The 18,710-nt window shown below is 68.0% G+C and carries 18 protein-coding genes and 1 tRNA gene; 11 read left to right on the forward strand and 8 right to left on the reverse strand.

The features are described from left to right. Positions 1 to 11: 11 nt before the first annotated feature. Together ACWMMN_RS20225 and ACWMMN_RS20230 are read left to right on the forward strand one after the other, a co-directional pair. Entirely contained in the window at positions 12 to 1,259 is a 1,248-nt protein-coding gene (locus ACWMMN_RS20225) for a RhtX/FptX family siderophore transporter (RefSeq protein WP_486423851.1), read from the forward strand. A 233-nt stretch (positions 1,260 to 1,492) separates the two neighbouring features. After that, entirely contained in the window at positions 1,493 to 2,566 is a 1,074-nt protein-coding gene (locus ACWMMN_RS20230) for a helix-turn-helix transcriptional regulator (protein WP_059239419.1), read from the forward strand. Between the two features lie 17 nt (positions 2,567 to 2,583). Here the strand turns inward: ACWMMN_RS20230 and ACWMMN_RS20235 are convergent, their stop codons facing one another. Then, the gene (locus ACWMMN_RS20235) at positions 2,584 to 3,762 is read right to left on the reverse strand and encodes an alpha/beta fold hydrolase (protein WP_059239421.1); all 1,179 of its coding nucleotides are present in this window, start codon (positions 3,760 to 3,762) and stop codon (positions 2,584 to 2,586) included. 317 nt (positions 3,763 to 4,079) lie between these two features. Here ACWMMN_RS20235 and ACWMMN_RS20240 point away from each other — a divergent pair, with 317 nt between their 5' ends. The 8 genes from ACWMMN_RS20240 to ACWMMN_RS20275 all read left to right on the forward strand — a co-directional run bounded on the left by ACWMMN_RS20240 (position 4,080) and on the right by ACWMMN_RS20275 (position 13,863). Next, complete coding sequence (locus ACWMMN_RS20240) at positions 4,080 to 5,525, forward strand: serine hydrolase domain-containing protein (protein ID WP_059239423.1); 1,446 nt, start codon at positions 4,080 to 4,082, stop codon at positions 5,523 to 5,525. Between the two features lie 188 nt (positions 5,526 to 5,713). Beyond that, entirely contained in the window at positions 5,714 to 7,201 is a 1,488-nt protein-coding gene (locus ACWMMN_RS20245) for a M81 family metallopeptidase (RefSeq protein ID WP_256087258.1), read from the forward strand. Positions 7,202 to 7,331: 130 nt separating this feature from the next. Beyond that, positions 7,332 to 8,648 carry an MFS transporter gene (locus ACWMMN_RS20250; RefSeq protein ID WP_155627264.1) on the forward strand — a complete coding sequence of 439 codons (1,317 nt, stop codon included), beginning with the start codon at positions 7,332 to 7,334 and terminating at the stop codon, positions 8,646 to 8,648. Between the two features lie 360 nt (positions 8,649 to 9,008). After that, positions 9,009 to 11,327, forward strand: coding sequence for a TonB-dependent receptor (locus ACWMMN_RS20255; protein ID WP_486423852.1), 2,319 nt, complete (start codon positions 9,009 to 9,011; stop codon positions 11,325 to 11,327). 25 nt (positions 11,328 to 11,352) lie between these two features. Beyond that, the gene (locus ACWMMN_RS20260) at positions 11,353 to 12,030 is read left to right on the forward strand and encodes an energy transducer TonB (RefSeq protein ID WP_059239428.1); all 678 of its coding nucleotides are present in this window, start codon (positions 11,353 to 11,355) and stop codon (positions 12,028 to 12,030) included. 69 nt (positions 12,031 to 12,099) lie between these two features. Beyond that, complete coding sequence (locus ACWMMN_RS20265; RefSeq protein WP_059239432.1) at positions 12,100 to 12,999, forward strand: MotA/TolQ/ExbB proton channel family protein; 900 nt, start codon at positions 12,100 to 12,102, stop codon at positions 12,997 to 12,999. 12 nt (positions 13,000 to 13,011) lie between these two features. Then, entirely contained in the window at positions 13,012 to 13,434 is a 423-nt protein-coding gene (locus ACWMMN_RS20270; protein WP_059239434.1) for an ExbD/TolR family protein, read from the forward strand. Between the two features lie 9 nt (positions 13,435 to 13,443). After that, positions 13,444 to 13,863 (forward strand): ExbD/TolR family protein, encoded by a 420-nt coding sequence (locus tag ACWMMN_RS20275; protein WP_059239436.1) that lies wholly within the window; start codon positions 13,444 to 13,446, stop codon positions 13,861 to 13,863. A gap of 238 nt (positions 13,864 to 14,101) precedes the next feature. Here the strand turns inward: ACWMMN_RS20275 and ACWMMN_RS20280 are convergent. Beyond that, a tRNA-Leu gene (locus tag ACWMMN_RS20280) sits at positions 14,102 to 14,186 on the reverse strand. Between the two features lie 142 nt (positions 14,187 to 14,328). Between ACWMMN_RS20280 and ACWMMN_RS20285 the strand changes: the two genes are divergently transcribed. Further along, the gene (locus tag ACWMMN_RS20285; protein WP_486423853.1) at positions 14,329 to 15,642 is read left to right on the forward strand and encodes a leucine-rich repeat-containing protein kinase family protein; all 1,314 of its coding nucleotides are present in this window, start codon (positions 14,329 to 14,331) and stop codon (positions 15,640 to 15,642) included. Between the two features lie 15 nt (positions 15,643 to 15,657). Here the strand turns inward: ACWMMN_RS20285 and ACWMMN_RS20290 are convergent, their stop codons facing one another. The 6 genes from ACWMMN_RS20290 to ACWMMN_RS20315 form a co-directional block, all read right to left on the reverse strand. After that, a complete protein-coding gene (locus tag ACWMMN_RS20290; RefSeq protein WP_486423854.1) occupies positions 15,658 to 16,287 on the reverse strand; it encodes a LysE family translocator in 630 nt (209 codons plus the stop codon). 93 nt (positions 16,288 to 16,380) lie between these two features. After that, positions 16,381 to 16,554: a hypothetical protein gene (locus tag ACWMMN_RS20295; protein ID WP_486423855.1), complete on the reverse strand. Its 174-nt coding sequence runs from the start codon at positions 16,552 to 16,554 to the stop codon at positions 16,381 to 16,383. A gap of 32 nt (positions 16,555 to 16,586) precedes the next feature. Continuing rightward, entirely contained in the window at positions 16,587 to 17,033 is a 447-nt protein-coding gene (locus tag ACWMMN_RS20300) for a copper chaperone PCu(A)C (protein ID WP_059239439.1), read from the reverse strand. A 43-nt stretch (positions 17,034 to 17,076) separates the two neighbouring features. Continuing rightward, a complete protein-coding gene (gene copC / locus ACWMMN_RS20305; protein WP_059239442.1) occupies positions 17,077 to 17,442 on the reverse strand; it encodes a copper homeostasis periplasmic binding protein CopC in 366 nt (121 codons plus the stop codon). Positions 17,443 to 17,738: 296 nt separating this feature from the next. After that, positions 17,739 to 18,116: a DUF2946 domain-containing protein gene (locus ACWMMN_RS20310; protein ID WP_059239444.1), complete on the reverse strand. Its 378-nt coding sequence runs from the start codon at positions 18,114 to 18,116 to the stop codon at positions 17,739 to 17,741. Positions 18,117 to 18,208: 92 nt separating this feature from the next. Then, positions 18,209 to 18,703: an SRPBCC family protein gene (locus ACWMMN_RS20315; protein ID WP_174992470.1), complete on the reverse strand. Its 495-nt coding sequence runs from the start codon at positions 18,701 to 18,703 to the stop codon at positions 18,209 to 18,211. Positions 18,704 to 18,710: the final 7 nt, after the last annotated feature.

The raw sequence follows: 18,710 nt of genomic DNA on the forward strand, positions 1-18,710 counted from the left end.
TGGAGACTTCGATGCGCGATCTGCTCGAACATCGCCGCCTGGTCATCACGATCACGCTGCTTTACCTGTCACAGGGAATTCCAATCGGTATTGCGATGGACGCGATGCCGACACTGCTGCGCCACGACGGCGCGCCGCTTCACGCACTTGCGTTCTTGCCGCTCGTCGGGCTGCCGTGGGTCGTGAAATTCCTGTGGGCGCCCGTCGTCGACAACCGCTGGTCGTCACGCATCGGCCGGCGGCGCAGCTGGATGCTGCCGATGCAGGCCGTGGTCGTGCTGTGCTTCGCCAGCCTCGCGCAGATCGGCATGACGGTCGCGACGGCCGGGTGGGCGGTCGGTCTGCTGGCCATCGCGTCGCTCGCGAGCGCGACGCAGGACATCGCGAACGACGGAATGGCCGCCGAGCACTTCAGCGGCGACACACTCGCGAAGATCAACGCGATCCAGATCGCGGGCGTCATGATCGGCTTCTTCGGCGGCGGCGCCGGCACGTTGACGCTGATCGGCCTGTTCGGCCAGCAAGCCGCGTTTCTCGCGCTGGCGGCCGTCCCGCTCGCGAGCCTGGTCTGCGTGCTGTGGGTATTGCCGCGCGACGCGGATCGCGCGCGCGCCCGGTCCGAGCACACTGCGAGCCTCGTGCGCTTCGCGAAGCGGCCGCGTTCGTGGTCGCTGCTGTCGCTCGCGCTGCTGTCGGCGATGACGGCCGTATCGGGCTTCGGCCTGTCGAAGCTGTTCCTCAACGATGCGGGCTGGACGCTCGACGCGATCGGGAAACTCGGGATGGCCGGTGGCGTCGTGACGGTCGTGCTCGGTTGCGGCGGCGGCGCGTGGCTCGTGCGGGGGCTCGGTTTGTGGCGGGCGTTTACGGCCGGCGTGAGCTGTGCGGGGGCCGCGGCATTGCTGTGGTTTGCGCAGGCGAGCGGATGGCTGCCGGTGTCCGCGTCGTGGGCGTGGCTGTGCACGGTGCTCGGCTCGCTGGCGACGGGGATCACGTCCGTCTCGATCATGACGGCCGGCATGCGCTTCGCGGGCGGCAGCGATCAGGCCGGCACCGACGTAACGGCCGTGCAGAGCACCCGCGATCTCGGCGAGCTGATCGCATCGTCGACGATCCTGTCGCTGACCGCGAAGGTCGGTTACACGGGCGGGTTTCTCACGGGCGCCGGGCTGGCGGTGCTGGCGGCGTTGATCGCGATGAAGCTGCGGCGGCGGGAGGCCGCGTATGCGGTGAAGGGGGACGACGTGCTGGTGTCGTGACGGGCGCGGCGCGGCCGGTGTCGCGCGAGCCGGACGGGTTGCGGCAGGGCGGGGGCGTGGAGCGTGAGGTGGCCGGTCGGGACCGTTGCTGCTTGCCGGTAGCGGGCGGATTCGGGGGTAAACATGTTCTTTGCGTCGTATTTCCGGCTTGATATAAAGAAGCGTTGCCGCGATCGCAAGAATCGCGCCTCGCTTCCGGCAGGACGCGGGGCGGCCACCGGAGTCCCGCGCCGATGTTGCAGAACCTGTATTCCCCGTACCTTGACTACGATTCGCTGAGTCGCGATCTGGCCGTGCCGGCCACGAACCTGTCGGTGCCGGATTTTCCGTCGACGGAGATCCGGCAGATCGGCAACGGACATCACTATCGCGTCGACTATGCGAACGCGTACGCGGAAGGCCGGACCGAATTTCACGCACAATCGCCGGCATTCTGGATGACGTCCGTCGACGTCAGCTTCGCGGGCGTCGTGCGGCGGCGCACGCGTGGACAGAACACGCTGCGCATCCGCATCGCTCGCTGCGGAACCGGGTCGTATTCGGTGGCCGGGCGCGAGATCGACCTCGACGGTCCTTCGATGATGCTGGTCGCCGAACCCGACGGCATGCCGGCGGGCGACGTGATCGAGCGTGGCCACCATCAGGTGACGAGCATCTACCTGCACCGCAGTGCGCTGAGCGCGCTCTACGCCGGTGCGGAGGACGCGTTGCCGACCCCGCTGCGGCATTTCGTCGAAGGTACGCTGAGGGAGTCGTTCATGCACGCGGCGCCGATTTCACCGGTGCTGTTCGACTGCTTGCAGAGCATTGGCGACTGCCCGCTCGACGGCCGCAGCCGGTCGATCTACCTGCATGGGCGCAGCCTCGAGATCGTCGCGCATGCGATTGATTCGGTCTCCGACGCCGTGCAGCATGCCGATGACGACGCCGGGCGCGGCGAGGTGACCCGCATGACGCGGCGCGCGGTATCGAAGGCGCAACTGGTGTTGCAGGAGCATTTCGCTGCACCGCCTTCGCTCGACGCGCTGTCGCGTCAGGTCGGGCTGAGCCGCAGCAGCCTGTGTGCCGGGTTTCGCACGCTGCTTGGCAAGAGCGTGCACGAATATGCGCACGAACTGCGCATGCAGCAGGCGCTGCGGCTCCTGCGCGAGCCCGGCGTGCCGGTCACCGATGTTGCATACGCGGTGGGCTACAACCATCCGAGCAGCTTCTCCGTCGCGATCCAGAAGCGGTTCGGCATGTCGCCGCGCGAGTTGCGCGCGCGCGGCGGTTCGGTGGCGGCCGAACGCCCGTCAACCTTCGATTGAGCGGCAGGGCGCGTGCGTCAGGCGACGCACGCGTGCATGCGCAGCATGCGGTCGACCACCTGCACCACGAACGCCGGCGATTCGTACGGGAAATTGTGACCGTTGCCGGCCGGCGCGTGGATCAGCTCGCTGTGCGACGACGTCGACAGATAGCGGCCGCGCAATGCGGTCATCAGCGCGAGATAGCGCGCGAAGCCGGCTTCGTCGACACCCATGCGGCGATACAGCTTGTGCCTGTCGGCGGCGTTCTCCGGCCGCATCTCCAACGCGTCGCGCGGGGTGACGACGAACACCGGCAGATCGCCGAGCTCGCCATCGTGAACCAGCGTGTCGAAGCCTGCCCGCGCGCTGCCCGCGATGCTCAGCTCCGACAGCGCGGATGCGGCGCTGAAACCGGCGCGCGCATGCATCTCGATGCGCGCGGCGCCGAGCGCCATCGCGTCCGCAAGGCAGGTCCTGACGAGGTCGAGCAAATGCCTGACGGCGGGCTGGCGCCGGCCCAGCACGTCGAACAGATCGAGGTGGATGCCGAACAGGTGCAGCAGCCCGCCGAGGTTGCCGCCCAGCACCATCGCGGTGGGGCGCAGGCACGGCGGCGCATAGTTGAAGAAGTCGGGATGCGTCGCATCGAGCAGCACGAGGCCGCGGACGAGATTCGGATGGCGGCGCGCGAGGTTGGCGACGAGCAGGCCGCCGAACGAATGGCCGACGAACACGAACGGCCCGTGTTCGCCCGCGCGCTGCAGCGCCTCTACCACTTCTTCGACCTCGCGTGCGGTCGAGCGAGGATACGGGCCGGCTTCGCTCCAGCCGCTGCCGGGCCGGTCGATCAGGATCGAGCGCGTCGTGTCGCGAAACGCCAGATGCAGATGATGCAGCACGAGGCCGCCCATGTGGGCACCCGACATCCACACGATCGGCGGCAGGTCGTTCGCGCGGCCTTCCGCAAGGACGTGGATGCGATGGCCGCCGGCATCCACGAGTTTTCCGGGAGGCGGGCAGGTCTTGCGCAAGCGCGCCAGGAACGCGAGGTGATGGAGCGCGCCGGCCGCGAGCGCGATGCCGACGACGAGTACGATGCCGCCCGTCACGCGCAGGCCGGCGCACGCGAGCACGCCGCCCGCGCTGCCGATGGCGAACGCGATGGGCAGGCCCGCCCAGTCGCGACTCAGGAAGGCCGGAAGCCATGTGCGCATTGGAATTCCCCGATTCCGCAAGAACTTGAAGGGGCGGCGGCGAGCGATCGCATGCCTGCCCGTGGACCTCACACCATAACCGACGCATCGGTCGCGCGCTTTCGCTGTCCGCCACGGAATTGTCGGGTGCGTCCATCTGCCTGCGCGTGCCGGGGTGATGCTTGCCGGCCCTGCCCGCGGCAGTCGCGCGCAAAAGCATTCCGGCCGCTGGCAAAAGGACGCGGTGCGGAACGCCCTTACATTGGCGACATGCGTGCCTGCCACGATCGATGTCGCGGCGCGGGGCGACGCACATTTTCTTACCATGGAATCCGGCTATGCAAATCCTGAGGCACCAGCTTGACGACCTGCTTGCGAACGCCGTGACCGGTCGGGCCACGGCCGGTTATGTCGCCGGCGTCTGGCACCGGGGCGAACAGATCGAACTGGCGCACGGCGTCGCGAACCTGAACACCGGCGCGGAGATGACCGTCGATACGCGCTTCCAGATCGGTTCGGTTACCAAAGTGATGACGACGCACCTGTTGATGCGTTACGTCGAGTCGGGCCGGATCGGCCTCGATGATCCGGTCGTCGCGCACCTGCCGTCGTTCGCGCTGGCCGAGCCGGCGCGCGCGCAAGGTCTGTGTATCCGGCATCTGCTCAATCACACGAACGGCATCGATGCCGACGGCTTCAGCCCGATGGCCGAAACCGGCGCGGGCGCGACGCGCGACTTCGTGGATCGCCTGTCCGGCTTCGGCACGCTGTTCGAGCCGGGCGAGACGATCCACTATTCGAACCCCGGCTTCGTGGTGGCCGCGCGGCTGATCGAGGTGTTGTCCGGCAAGCCGTACAACCAGGTGCTCGAAGAAGCGCTGTTCCGTCCCTGCGGGATGAACGAATCGTGCACGTCGGCCGAGCAGGCGATCCTCCATCGGCATGCGGTGGGCGTGTTTGCGAACGCGACGAGCGGCGCGTTGCAGGCCACGCATGCGTACCTGTTGCCGCCGTCGCTGGCAGGTGCCGGTTCGACGCCCATTTCAACGGTGCGGGACATGCTCGCCTACGGGCGCATGCATCTGGCCGGCGGTTCGATCGACGGCACGCGGATCCTCGCGCCGGAGACGATCGCGGCCATGCAGGCCGTGACCTTCGATTCGGGGCGCCCGTGCGTGCCGCCGATCTGCCTCGGGTGGTGGAAGGTACCGGTGAGCGGCGTGACCGTGTACTGGCACGGCGGCACGACGTACGGCACCACGTCGAGCTTCGCGATCTGTCCCGAGCTGGATCTCGTGGTGTTCACCGCCGGGACGGGCCCCGGCGCCAGCCCGCTGCACGACCAGGTGCTGCTCGCGACGCTCGCGCATCTCGGGCACGACGCCGTGATGCCGTTCGAGCGGCGCGCATCGACCCGTGCGCTGTCCCGTTACGCGGGCCGATACCGGCATTACCCGATGCGCCTCGCGTCGGTGGCGGGAAGCGAGCGGCTGTCGGTCGAAGCGTACTGGACCGAGATGGATGCCGACAGCCGCCGGGCCACGCAGTGGCCGAGCAGTGGCGTGGAAGCGGGTGATGGCGAGACGCGCTTCGCGTTCGACGGCGGCTCGACTTACGTTCTCGAACTGGCTCAGCTGGCCGATGACCTGTTCGCGCCGCCGGGGACGTCCGATGCGCAGCTCTGCGGGATCAACGGGCGGCTGGCGCTGGTGTCCTTCCGCGGCGACGGCGACCGGCCGCTGGGCGTGCATACACGCTTGCGCTATCTGAAACGCGAGGACTGACGCGCCCCGGGCGGGCGCCTGTCCGCTGCATCCGATGGATGTCGCCAGGCCGGACGGCAGTCGAAATTATTTCGTCATGCAGATTATTGGGAAGGCACGGATTCGTGATGCCGATGCAGATCATGACGTCTGCATGACCGCCTGGCCGTGTTTCACCGACCGATACTCAACACCGAGCAGGAGTGACCATGCGTATCTTCGTTGCCGCGCTAGCGCACGAGACCAATTCATTTTCCCCGATTCCGACCAGCCTGCACTCGTTCGAGGAGCGCACGCTGTACCGGCCGGCCGGCGGCGTGCCCGACGAGCGGGCGGACGAACTCGTCGGCTACGGCACATTCGTGCGCGAGGCGCGTGCGCGCGGCCATGACGTGAGCGCGTCGATTTTCGCGTTCGCCGAACCCGGCGCACCGTGCTCGCAGCAGGATTACGAAACGCTGCGCGACGAGATCCTGGACGGGCTGCGCGGCGCGCAGCCGGTCGACATCGTGCTGTATCTGCTGCACGGCGCGCAGATGGCGCAGGGGTACGACGATTGCGAGGGGGACCTGCTGGCGAAGACGCGCGCGCTCGTCGGCCCCGACGTCGTGATCGGCGTCGAGCTGGACCTGCATGCCAACGTCACGGCGGCGATGCTCGACCATTGCGACATCCTGCTCGCGTGCAAGCACTATCCGCATACCGACTTCGACGAACGGGCGGTCGACCTGATCAACCTCGCCGAACGAGCCGCGCGCGGCGAGATCCGGCCGACGATGCACTTCGAACGCGTGCCGATGCTCGGCATGTTCTTCACGACCGAGCCGCGCATGGCGAGACTGAACCAGGACGCGGCGGACCGGGAGGGGCGCGACGGCATCCTGTCGGTGTCGCTGATTCATGGATTCCCGTGGTCCGATTTCCCGGATACGGGCGCCGGCGTGCTGGTGGTGAGCGACGGCAATCGCGCTGCGGCAAGCGCACAGGGCCGCACGCTGGCACGCGAACTGGCGCACGGCTTCGTGGCCGTGCGTGACGAGACGCACGCGCTGCGCCTGCCGATCGAGCGCATTCTCGACGAGATCGAAGCCGCACCGCCCGACGCGCCCGGCCGGCCGTTCGTGATTGCCGACACGGCCGACAATCCGGGCGGCGGCGCCGGCTCCGACTCCACGTTCATCCTCGAAGCCATCCTCGAGCGCGGTCTGCGCAACGTGGCGATCGGCATGATCTGGGATCCCGTCGCGGCGGTGTTCGCGCGCGACGCCGGCGTGGGCGCGACGATCGCGCTGCGCCTCGGCGGCAAGAGCGGTCCGCGCGCGGGGCGCCCGCTCGACGTGGTCGCCCGGGTCCTGGCCGTCGATGCGGGGTTGGCGCAACGCGACGAGACGTTCAAGTTTCCGGGGCCCGGCCTCGGCCTTTCCGCGGTACTGGACATCGACGGCGTGCGCGTGGTGGTCAACTCCGTGCGGCAGCAAACCTACAGTCCGAGCTGCTTTTTCGATCTCGGCATCGACCTGCGGCGTTGCCGCATCGTCGTGGTGAAGTCGACGCAGCATTTCCAGGCACTGTTTGGCCCGCTGGCACGTGCCATCTACTACTGCGATACGCCGGGATCGCTGAGTCTCGACTTCAGGGCCGACGACTACGCACGCCTGGCGCGCCCGATGTGGCCTTTCGACGAAATCACGGCATGACCCTACCCTGACCGTCAGGCAGTCGAGGTCCCGCGGACGCCGGCAAAACACTGCCGGCCGTTCGCGAAAGTTTTGCCGCAGTCAAGCGGCTATTGTCTATGGGCAGGATCGTCAGCGGAGGAGACGCAGCGTGTTAAACGAAACAACCGGTCGATCGCCGTCATTGTCGCGCGCATGGTTTGCGCTGGCCGTGCTCGCGCTGGCCGCGATACTGGGCATTACCGACCGTCAGATGCTGACGCTCGCCGTCGAGCCGCTCAAGCGCGACCTGCAGCTCAGCGACACCAGCCTGGGGGCGATCGTCGGCTTCGGCCCCATCCTGTTTGGCGCGCTGGCGTCGCCGCTGCTCGGCTGGCTCACGGACCGGGTCGACCGGCGCTGGCTGCTGGTCGGCTGCGTGCTCGTGTGGAGTGCAGGCACGGCGCTTTGCGGCCTCGTGACGCAAGGCTGGATGCTGTTCCTCTGCACGCTGACACTCGCGGTGGGCGAGGCGGGGCTCGGGCCGGTCGTCTACAGCTTGTTGCCCGACCTGTTTCCGCCCGCGCTGCGCACGGCGGCGAACACGATCTTTTTCGCGGTCGCGCTGTTCGGCGCCGGGCTCGGCATCGCCGGTGCCGGTGCGATCTTCAGCCTGGCCGCGCCGCTCGCGCATGCGCTGTCGATCGAACCGTGGCGGCTGGCGTTCCTGCTCGTCTCGATACCGGGGCCCGTCGTCGCGTGCCTGTTCGCGCTGGTCGGCCATCCGCCGCGCGGCGGCACGGCCGGCGTGCGCGAACGCGTGCAGGAGACGCTCGTGCACTATTGGCGGCGCTCGGGCACGATGCTGACGTGCCTGATCGTCGGCTATGCGATGGCGGCATTCTATGTCGGCGCGATCCTGGGCTGGGCGCCGGTTGCACTGATTCGCGACTTTCACGTCGACGTCGCGCAGTCGGGGCTGTACAGCGGCATCGCGGTGGGCGGCGGGTCGGCGCTCGGCCTGCTGGCGAGCGTGCTGGCCGTGCGATGTCTGCGGGCGCGCTGGGGCCGGCTGTTGCCGGTCGTGATCGGTTGCGCGATGGCGCTGCTCGCCGCACTGCTGCTGTTGAGCCTGTCGTTCGCGACGAGCGCGCCAATGCTGCTCGCGTGCATGATAGGCATCATCGCGGTCTATATCTGCGGGGCCGCGCTGACACCGACGCTGTTGCAGGACATCGCGCCGCCGCATTTGCGCGGGCGCGTCGTCGGTACGTCGTCGCTCGTCACCTATGCGTTCCAGGCGGTGTCCGTGCCCTCGGTGGGAGCGATCTCCGATGCACTGAACGGCGCACCGTACGCGTTGCTCAAGGGCATCGCGTGGCTCGGCGTGCCGGCCGCCGTCGGCAGCGTGATCCTGCTGGGTCTCGTGTTGCGTGCCTTCCGTACCCGTTTCGAACCGCGCTGCGAAGTCGGCGCGCAGGCGCTTTAACGTCGTCATCCGCGCGGCCGTCCGGCCGCCGCATCGCCGCACGCGGCCCTGCCGTGCGTGATGTGTCTTTCGTGCGCGCCTGCGCGCGAAAGGCACGCTTCATCTTCTTCCTTTCCCGCATTCCACCCCGGTTGCCCGATTGCCGCACGGCGCGCCGCGACCGCTTGCGTGCGTGCTTTTTGCGCGATCGGCAGGACGCGATCGGCCGAGGACGGTAGCCAATGTTTTTCGGCGTTGCGCAAAAGCAGCGGCCGATTTGGCTGCTTACCTTGGAGTCATTCGGACGGGCGGTCCGCACGCCGGACGGCTCGGGAAGTCGGACACGTCCGCTTACGTTCAGACAGACAGGAGGAGATGCAGATGGCAAGCAAGAAGGGCGGGGGCGCAGTGGAGTCGACGATATTCAGGCGTACGCTGGTTGCCGTTTCCGTCATGCAGATGTTTCTTGCCGCATCGGGCGCGTGCGCACAGACCGAACCCGCGCAGACCGGCACGCAGCCGCCCGCGTCGGCTGCCACGCAGAACGCGGCGCCCGCCGCGAGCCGCGATGCGCACGGCAGCGCCGGCAGCGCGGCAATCACGCTCAATTCCGTCGAGGTGACGGCCAACCGGCGCCGTGAGCCCGCGCGCGAAGTGCCGATGAAGATCGACACGCTGTCGAGCGACGCGCTGCAGAAGTCGGGCGCCACGAAGCTGAGCGACTACCTGTCGACGCAGCCGGGCGTCGGTTTCAACAGCGGGGGCGGCCCTGGCCAGGGAACGATCTCGATGCGCGGTGTGACGGCCGGCAAGGACGTCGGACCGACCGTGGGCGTGTACGTCGACGATACGCCGCTCGGCTCGAATACCGTGTCGGGCGGCGGGGCCGCGCTGGCCCTCGACATGGGGCTGCTCGACCTGAACCACATCGAGATCCTGTTCGGGCCGCAAGGAACGCTGTACGGCGCGGGCGCGATGGGCGGCCTGTTGAAATACGTCACCAACCAGCCCGATACCGAGAGCTTCTTCGGCACGGTCGGGACGACGTTCTCGTCGACCTGGCACGGCGGTCTCAACAACACGACCAACGTGGTACTGAACCTGCCGCTGAAACAGGACGTCGCCGCGCTGCGCATCGCCACGTTCAACAATCACGACGGCGGTTACGTCGACGCGACGGGCGCGGCAGCCGGCACGCGCATCAACCGGAGCGACACCACCGGTATGCGTGCGTCGCTGCTCGTGACGCCGACGCGCAAGCTCACGTTCCGATTCACGGCCACGATCCAGAACATCAACAGCAGCGGGCAGAACTACGTCGACTACGGGATGGACGGCCGGCCCGCGTACGGCGCGTTGACCAAACTGCAGGATGCACCCGAGCCGTATCACCAGAGCAACCAGTTCTACACCGCGAATGCCGAATACGATTTCGGCTGGGCGCGCCTCAATGCAATTTCCGCGTACCAGTCGCTGCGTACGTCGACGACGCTCGACTTCACGCCGTTCTATGCGCCGATCCTCGCGGCGGGCGGACTCGACGTCAGCACCGTCACGCCCAGTTCCACCGTTGGCACCAACAAGGTGACGCAGGAACTGCGGCTGACCTCGCCCGGCAACCGGACGCTCGAGTGGGTCGCGGGGCTTTATTACGATCATGAGCACAGCACCACCGTGCAAGCCTATCGTGCGACCGCGGGCGGCCAACCGCTCGGCGATCTGGAGAAGCTCGGCTATTCCGGCAGCTACCAGGAATTCGCGGCCTACGGCGACGTCACCTACAACGCCACGTCGCGCATCGCGCTGACGGCCGGCATGCGCATTGCCCACAACAGTCAGGACTACCGGCAGGAGACGTCCGGCATGCTCGTGCCGACACCGTTGTCCGCGCCGGGCGCGTCATCGGATACGAGCAAGACGTACATGTTCACGGCCAGCTACAAGCTCACGCCGACCAGCAACGTCTATGCGCGCGTCGCGAGCGGCTATCGCCCGGGTGGCCCCAACAGCATGGCGGTCAGTGCGGTGACGGGGCAACTGATCGCCGGCAATCCGACCTACAGGCCCGACACGCTGTGGAACTACGAAGTCGGTTACAAGGCGGACCTGCTCGACAACCGCGTGTCGGTCGCGCTGTCGGCCTATGACATCGAGTGGCACGACATCCAGCAGTACGGGGCGGTGGACGGCGTCGCGCAGCTCGTCAACGCGGGCAATGCGCGGATCAAGGGGCTGGAGGCATCGGGCGTGGTGCGGCCGACGTCGGCCCTGTCGTTCAACGCGTCGCTTGCCGCAATCGACGCGTACCTGACCAAGGGGTCGCCGAGCGTCGGCGCGCGCACGGGCGACCGTCTGCCGAACACCGCGAAGTTCGCGGCATCGCTGGGTGCGAGCTACCGCTTTCCGCTCGGCCCGTGGTCGGCTGTCGCCGGTGCGACCGAACGCTTCGTGGGCGAGCGCCATGCGAGCTTCGCGGGCGCCACGGGCTCGCCCGATTTCGTGCTGCCCGCCTATGCGGTCACGGATCTGCAACTGGGCGTCGACCTGCGCTACGCGAGCCTGTCGTTCTTCGTCAGGAACCTGTTCAACCGCGAGGGCCTGCTGTCCGCCAACACGAGTTATGTGCCGCTCGGCGGCAACGTGTGGGCGTCGGTGATCCAGCCGCGCACGATCGGCGTGCAACTGAGCGCGCCGTTCTGACGCGCAGACGATTCGAGGAGGTTCCATGTTTGCGCAACCCGCCCCGGCCCGCCGGCCCGCCGGACAACCGCGCCCGTACGGGCAGGCGAGCGGCCATCCTGTGCGCCGCTACGGCGGCATCGCGGCTGTCCTGCTGCTGCACGCGGCGCTGATCTATGCGTTGCTGAACGGTCTCGCCAATCGCGTGACGGAGATCGTCCAGCACCCGGTCGACGTACGGATCATCGAGCCGGTCAAACCGCCTCCGCCGCCCCCACCGCCGAAACCGGTCGTGAAGGCGCAGCCGTCGAAGGTGGTGCCCCCGCCGCGAATGTTCGTGCCGCCGCCCGAGGTGCCGGTCCACGCGCAGGCGCAGTCGACGCTGGCGCACACGGCGACCCCCGTGGTCTCCGCCCCTGCGCTGCCGGCTGCCCCCGCGGCACCCGTTGCGCCGAGCCACGAAGTGGGCGTCGTGTGCCCGAATTCGGAGCAGGTGCGCGCATCGCTGCGCTATCCGCGAGAAGCGCTGGAAAACAACATCACCGGCAACGTGCTGGTGGAGTTTGTCGTCGATGCGGACGGCCGCGTGTCCGGCGAGCGCGTCGCGCAGTCCGCCGACCCGATCCTCGATCGGGCGGCGCTGGCGGCGGTGAGGCGCTTCAGCTGTATCGCGCAAGGGCAGGCGATACGTGTGCAGGTGCCGTTCTCGTTCAACCTGAACTGACCGGTGCGTTTCGCGAAAACCGGCAGCCTGGGTGCCGGATGCATATTCAGATCGATCAATGGAGCAGACATGAAGAAGCAATTGATTGCCGCTTTCGCGGCCAGCCTGATGATTGCCGGTGGTATGGCAGGCGTGCTCGTCGCGCCGCATGATGCGCGGGCCGAGACGCGTGCCGCGGCGGCACCGGCCACCGCCACCGTCGCCGCGCTGCCGGCCGTTCCGGCCGTCGCCGGTCCCGCGCCGCAGGCAGCGCCTGCCGTGCCGGCCGCTGCGGCCAATCCGTACGGACTCGACGCGTTGTGGCGCGGCGGCGACTTCGTCGCGCGTTTCGTACTGATCCTGCTGGTCGTGATGTCGATGGGCAGCTGGTACATCATGGTCACGAAGTTCTTCGAGCAGACCCGTGCGAACCGCCGCGCGAAACGGGCCGACGCGCAGCTGTGGGCTGCGCCGTCGCTCGCGGAAGGCGTGCAGTTGCTCGACCCGGCGTCGCCGTTTCGTTTCATTGCGGAGACGGCGATCGAGGCCGGCGAGCATCACGACGAGGTGTTGCTCGAAGCCGTCGACCGCAATACGTGGGTCGACACGTCGGTCGAGCGGGCGATGGCCAGCGTGTCGAACCGTTTGCAGGACGGCCTTGCGTTTCTCGGTACGGTGGGATCGACCGCGCCGTTCGTCGGCCTGTTCGGCACGGTGTGGGGCATCTATCACGCGCTGACCGCGATCGGCGTCGCGGGCCAGGCGTCGATCGACAAGGTCGCGGGGCCGGTGGGCGAGGCGCTCATCATGACCGCGATCGGCCTGGCGGTGGCGGTGCCCGCCGTGCTCGGCTACAACTTCCTCGTGCGCCGCAACAAGGCGGTGATGGAACGCGTGCGTGCATTCGGCGCGCAGCTTCACGTCGTGGTGCTGGCGAGCGGGAAACGGCCCGTGCGTGACGACGCGCGCACGCCTGCGCTGATCGACTGAGCGGAGCCGGTCATGGGCATGAGTATCCGTCAGGACGATGACGACGAGGTCATCGCACAGATCAACACAACGCCGCTCGTCGACGTGATGTTGGTACTGCTCATCATTTTTCTGATCACGATTCCGGTGGTGACGCACACGATTCCGGTGGAATTGCCGAAGGAAACCGTGCAGCCGTTGCAGAGCCGGCCGGAGAGTGTCGAAATCGCGGTCGATCGTCAGGGTGAATTCTTCTGGAACGCGGCGCCGGTCGACGCGCCGACGCTGCTCGCGCGCCTGAAGGGCGTCGCAGTGCAGTCGCCGCAACCGGACGTCCACGTGCGCGGCGACGAGAGCACGCGTTACGAGTTCGTCGGTCGCGTGATCGCGGCATGCGAACGGGCGGGCATCGAGAAGGTGTCGTTCATCACGGAGCCGCCCGCGCGCGGCAGCTAGGAGGCAGTCATGGGCATGAACGTATCGTCGGGCAGCGAACCGGACGTGATGGTGGACATCAACACGACGCCGCTGATCGACGTGATGCTGGTCCTGCTGATCATGTTGATCATCACCATTCCGATCCAGATGCATGCGGTCCGGATGAACCTGCCGGTGGGCGCCGCGCCGCCGGCCGCGGAACCGGAGGTCGTGCAGATCGACGTCGCGGCCGACGGCGCGACGGCATGGAACGGCACGCGCTTGCCCGATCGCGCGGCGCTCGAGGCGAAGCTGGCGCAGGTCGCGGCCGAACCGGTGCAGGCCGAACTCAGGCTCCGGCCGGATCGGCAGGCGCCGTATCGTGATGTCGCCGCGGTGCTGGCGTCGGCGCAACGGGTGGGCGCGACGAAGATCGGGCTGATGGGGAACGAGCAGTATGTGCAGTAGGTGAAGACGGCGGACGGAGCGATGTACGTGACGATCGATGTCATCGCGTGAAGGCGGTGAGTGCTTCTGCGCAAGTCGGCTTCCGTGGCGAACGATCGTTACGTCCGCTGCGCGCGGTCTTGATGCGGATGGGCTGCCGCAAGGCGGGCGAACCGGGGGGGCGGAGCAGATTGCTGCGGAGGAATCGGGTGCGGGCGACCCGTGGCGGGGCGCTGGCAAGCAGCGCATTGCATTAACCTGGTGCCGACGGCGAGACTCGAACTCGCACAGCTTTCGCCACTACCCCCTCAAGATAGCGTGTCTACCAATTTCACCACGTCGGCACTGCAAGGGCCGCAATTCTAACGTCACATTGCGCATTTGTGAAGGGGGTGTGACAAGGTCGTGCAGGTACACGAAAGCGATCCCGGTAGAATTCGTCCGATCGGTCCAACGATCATCGCAACCGCCACCCGTTTTCTCACCGTGACCCACACCCTCGAACAACTGCAGGCCGGACAACTGTCGGGCGCGCGGCAACTCAAGCTCGCATGCGGGTTGACCGAATTTCCGCGCGAGATCTTCGATCTTGCCGACACGCTCGAAGTGCTCGACCTGACCGGCAATGCGCTGTCCGCGCTGCCGGACGACCTGCCGCGGCTGCATCGCCTGCGCATCCTGTTCGCGTCGGGCAATCGCTTCACCGCCTTTCCCGACGTACTCGGCGCGTGCGGGCAACTCGACATGATCGGCTTCAAGGCTAACCGGATCGGCGCGGTGCCGCGCGGCGCGCTGCCGCGTGCGCTGCGCTGGCTGATCCTGACCGACAACGACATCGGCGAACTGCCTGCCGACATCGGCGACTGTTCGCGGTTGCAGAAACTCATGCTCGCCGGCAACCGGCTGCGGGCGCTGCCGGCTGAAATGGCTGCCTGCCGCGCGCTGGAACTGGTGCGGCTGTCGGCGAACCGGCTGGATGCGTTGCCCGACTGGCTGCTGCACCTGCCGCGTCTCGCGTGGCTTGCCGTTGCCGGCAATCCGTTCGGCGCGGTGCCGGAGGCCGCGGCGTCGGCCGGGCCGGACGTCGTCGCGATCGACTGGGCGTCGCTTGCATGTGAACAGAAGCTGGGCGAGGGCGCATCGGGTGTCATTTATCGCGCGCAGTGGCGGGCGGACGGCCAGCCGCCGCGGACGGTCGCGGTCAAGCTCTTCAAGGGGGCGGTAACGAGCGACGGCCTGCCCGATTGCGAAATGGCCGCGTGCCTGCATGCCGGCCGTCATCCGAACGTGATCCCGGTGATCGGCAAGGTGTACGGGCATCCCGACGGCGCGCACGGCCTCGTGATGGAGCGGGTCGATTCCGCGCTCACGAATCTCGCCGGGCCGCCGAGCTTCGCGTCCTGCACGCGCGACGTCTATGCGGCCGGCACGCAATTCGATCCGGCGGAAGCGGTGCGGATCGCGCACGGCATCGCGTCGGTCGCCGGCCATCTGCATGCGCGCGGCATCATGCATGGCGACCTGTATGCGCACAACATCCTGCACGACGGGGAGGGCGGTGCGTTGCTCGGCGATTTCGGCGCGGCGTCGCTTTACGACGTGAACGACCGTACACGCGGCGCCCGGTTCGAACGGCTCGAGGTGCGGGCATTCGGCCATCTGCTCGGCGAATTGCTCGCGCGATGCGAACCGCACGCCGGCGCGCTCGATGCGCTGGCGGCGGCGTGCCTGAACGAGGACGTCGATGCGCGTCCGTCGTTCGACGCAATCACGGCCGCGCTGGCCGCGCACCTGCGCTGACGGGATTGCGCCGGCTTAGGCCTGCCGCGCAGTCAGCAGCTTGATTCCGAGCCCGACGAACAGCAGCCCGCTGGCGCGCTTGAGCGCGCGCACCGCGCGGCTCATGCCGAAGCCGCGATGAAACCGGCGCACGCCGGCCGAATAGACGCTGTGAACGATCACGACCGTGCAGGCGATCGTCGCGTACATCACGACGAACTGCAGCGCGAGCGGGCGGTCGTGCACGACGAACTGCGGCATGAACGCCGACAGGAAGATCATCGTCTTCGGATTGCTGCCCGACACGAGCAGCGCTTCGCGGAACAGCTTGCGGCGGTCGGGCACGGCGATCTCCGCGGCGCCGCCCGACGCGGCGGCCTTGCGGTCGCCGCGCAACTGCCGGACGCCCAGGAACATCAGGTAAGCGGCGCCGACCACCTTCATCGCGACGAACAACGGCGGCATCGCGGCCAGTACCGCGCCGACGCCGAGCGCGACGAGCACCACGACCACGCCCTGCGCGACGAGGTTGCCCGCGATCGTCGCGGCGGTGCCGCGCGTGCCGTAGCGCACCGTATTGCGGATCACGAGCAGCACGTTGGGCCCCGGCGACAGCGTCGTGGCGAGATAGGCTGCGGCGAACAGCATCCAGGTCTGAAGGGCCATGCGTTGCTCCGAGAGGCGGTTCCGGCGATCGGGATGCATCGATGATGCCACGCCAATAATGGCACGCGCCGCCACCGGAACCGTGCGGGCGCGTCAGCGCGCGTCGCGCATGCAGTACGCGGGAATCGACGGCGGCGTGTCGATGGCGGCAGGCCGCGTCATCCACGCGATCCACGCTGCCCATATCCCGCAGACGATCAGTACGGCAACATTCAGCGGCGTCCGGTAGCGGACGATCAGGTCGGCCAGCGGCAGGCGGTCTTTCATGTGCGTCTCCTTCGATCGGGGTACGGGGTGCGTTACTGGCCGGCGTAGGTCGGCGGCTTCGCGTCGCAGGTCACGGACACCGTCGAGCCGTCTGCGAAGTGCAGCCGGAACGGCACCTTCGCGCCGGGCGCGACGGCCTGGCGCGGTTCCTCCAGCATCACGTGATAGCTCTTCGGCTTGAACGTCACCGTGCCGTGCGCGGGGACGACGACCGAGTCGACGTGAACCATCTTCGCGGTGCTGCCGTTCGTCTGCGTTTCATGCACCATCGCCATCCCGTATGCGGGGGTGTCGATGCCCGTCAGCGTCGCGGGCGCGTCGCCGTCGTTCTTCAGCGTGAAGTAGCCGGACGACGGCACCGTCGCGGGCATCGCGCGGATCCAGCATGCATCGGCCTGCACGGCCGGCGCGGCGAACGTGGTGGAAGCGTGCAGCGCCAGCAGCGCGAAGAGCAGGCCGGTCGGAATCGAGCGTTTCATCGTGGGTTCTCCTTATCGGGTGGGGGCGGTGGGCAGTGCGGTGTTATTTCAGCGTGAATGCGTAGTGGCCTTGCGTGCGATGGCCGTCGCTGGCCACCGCGACCCACGCGACCGTGTACGTGCCGGCCGTCAGGCTGGCCAGCGCGACGTGCATCCGCTTCCGGTTGCCGGCGTCGACGGCCGATTTCCCGGCGGCGACCGATTGCCCGTGGCTGTCGGTGACGGCGATCGAGCTGAACGCCGGTTCGAGCGCTTCGCTGAAGCCGATCGTGACCGCGTGCGGCGCGGCCGACAGTGTGGCGTCGGCGGCCGGGTCCTGCGTCTTCGGAATGGCGTGCGCATGCGCGGCCTGGATGGCGGCGAAGCCGAGTGCGGCGAGTGCGCCGCGAACGAAATGGAGGGTTTTCATGGCTGGATGAACGAGTGGCGAATCGGATGTGAAAGACGGATTCGACGGACGGATGCGCGAGCGGCATCGATGCCGGCGGCGGTCGGCACGGACGTGCGCGGCCGGGCATTCGCATGCGGGCGAATGGCGGTGCGGCAATGGCGGTGCGAGCCGGAAGCGGCCAGCCGTGCGCACGGCACGAGGCCGCGCGCAGCATGGTGAGACATGAACGTCCTTCGAAACGTGACACGTCGCGCACGCGGGCGGCGTGCGCGGACTGCGCGATGCGCTACGGCATCACGCGCAATGACGACGGATCAGGACGCGAACGGCGGGGCGCGCGGTTGCGCGGCCGTGAGCGGCAGCGCGCGGCGCAGGCTTTCGAAGCGGGTGGCCGCGCGGTGCTGGATCACGTGCACGTTGGCCGCGAACGTCAGTTCGGGGGCGGGCAGCGCGGGGGTATGGGCAAGCAGGCTGCAGTAGCCGCATGCCTGGAGATGGGCCTGCAGGCGCTTCGTCGACGCATCGGCGGCGCGGTCGCCGGTGGCGGGCGCGGCCGAACAGTAGCCGGCCAGCAGTGCATCGACACGCCCTTGCGTGGTCAGGGCCTGCGAGATCGTCGGCGCGAGCGCCGTCATCAGGATGGCGAGCATCCCGATCAGACTGCCGATCTTCCGGAGGCGACGACTCAGCATGCGATGCGCGGCGGCGGGTGGGCGACGATGGAGCGGATTATGCCACGCACGTCGGTTCGCAGGTCGGTAGGCACGTGCGGCGTAGCGGCGCGCTACGCGTGCTTCGCCAGGTACTTCGTGATCAGCGTCATCTGCGCGGCCCAGCCGTGATCGTTCATCTCGCGGGCCTTCGCGCGGCGCGCTTCGATCAACTGATCGAAACCCGTTTCGGTGACCGTCAGCAGCGTGCCGCCGGCCTGGGCGGCGAGCGTGAACGTGACGAGCGTCATCGGCTCGGACGTGTAATCGAAATTCGGGTCGATCGCGAACGGATGCCAGCGAAACGAGAACAGTTGCTTCGGTTCGATCCGATCGACGACGATTTCGAACACAGTGCCGGCATAGGGCTCCTGCGCCTTGGCGACATCGTCGTCGACGCGTGTCGGCGTGATGCGGCCGAACAGCGGCTGGTCGGCCGCGAACGGCCCGTCGAACGTGACGCCGAACCAGTGGCCGAATTCGCCGGAATTGCTGACGGCTTCCCAGACGCGGTCGGGCGATGCCGCGAGCTGGGTCTGTTGTTCGATGCGATCGGTTGGCTGGGTCATCACGTTC

The sequence above is a fragment of the Burkholderia cepacia complex sp. TUM26381 genome, from assembly GCF_057439935.1.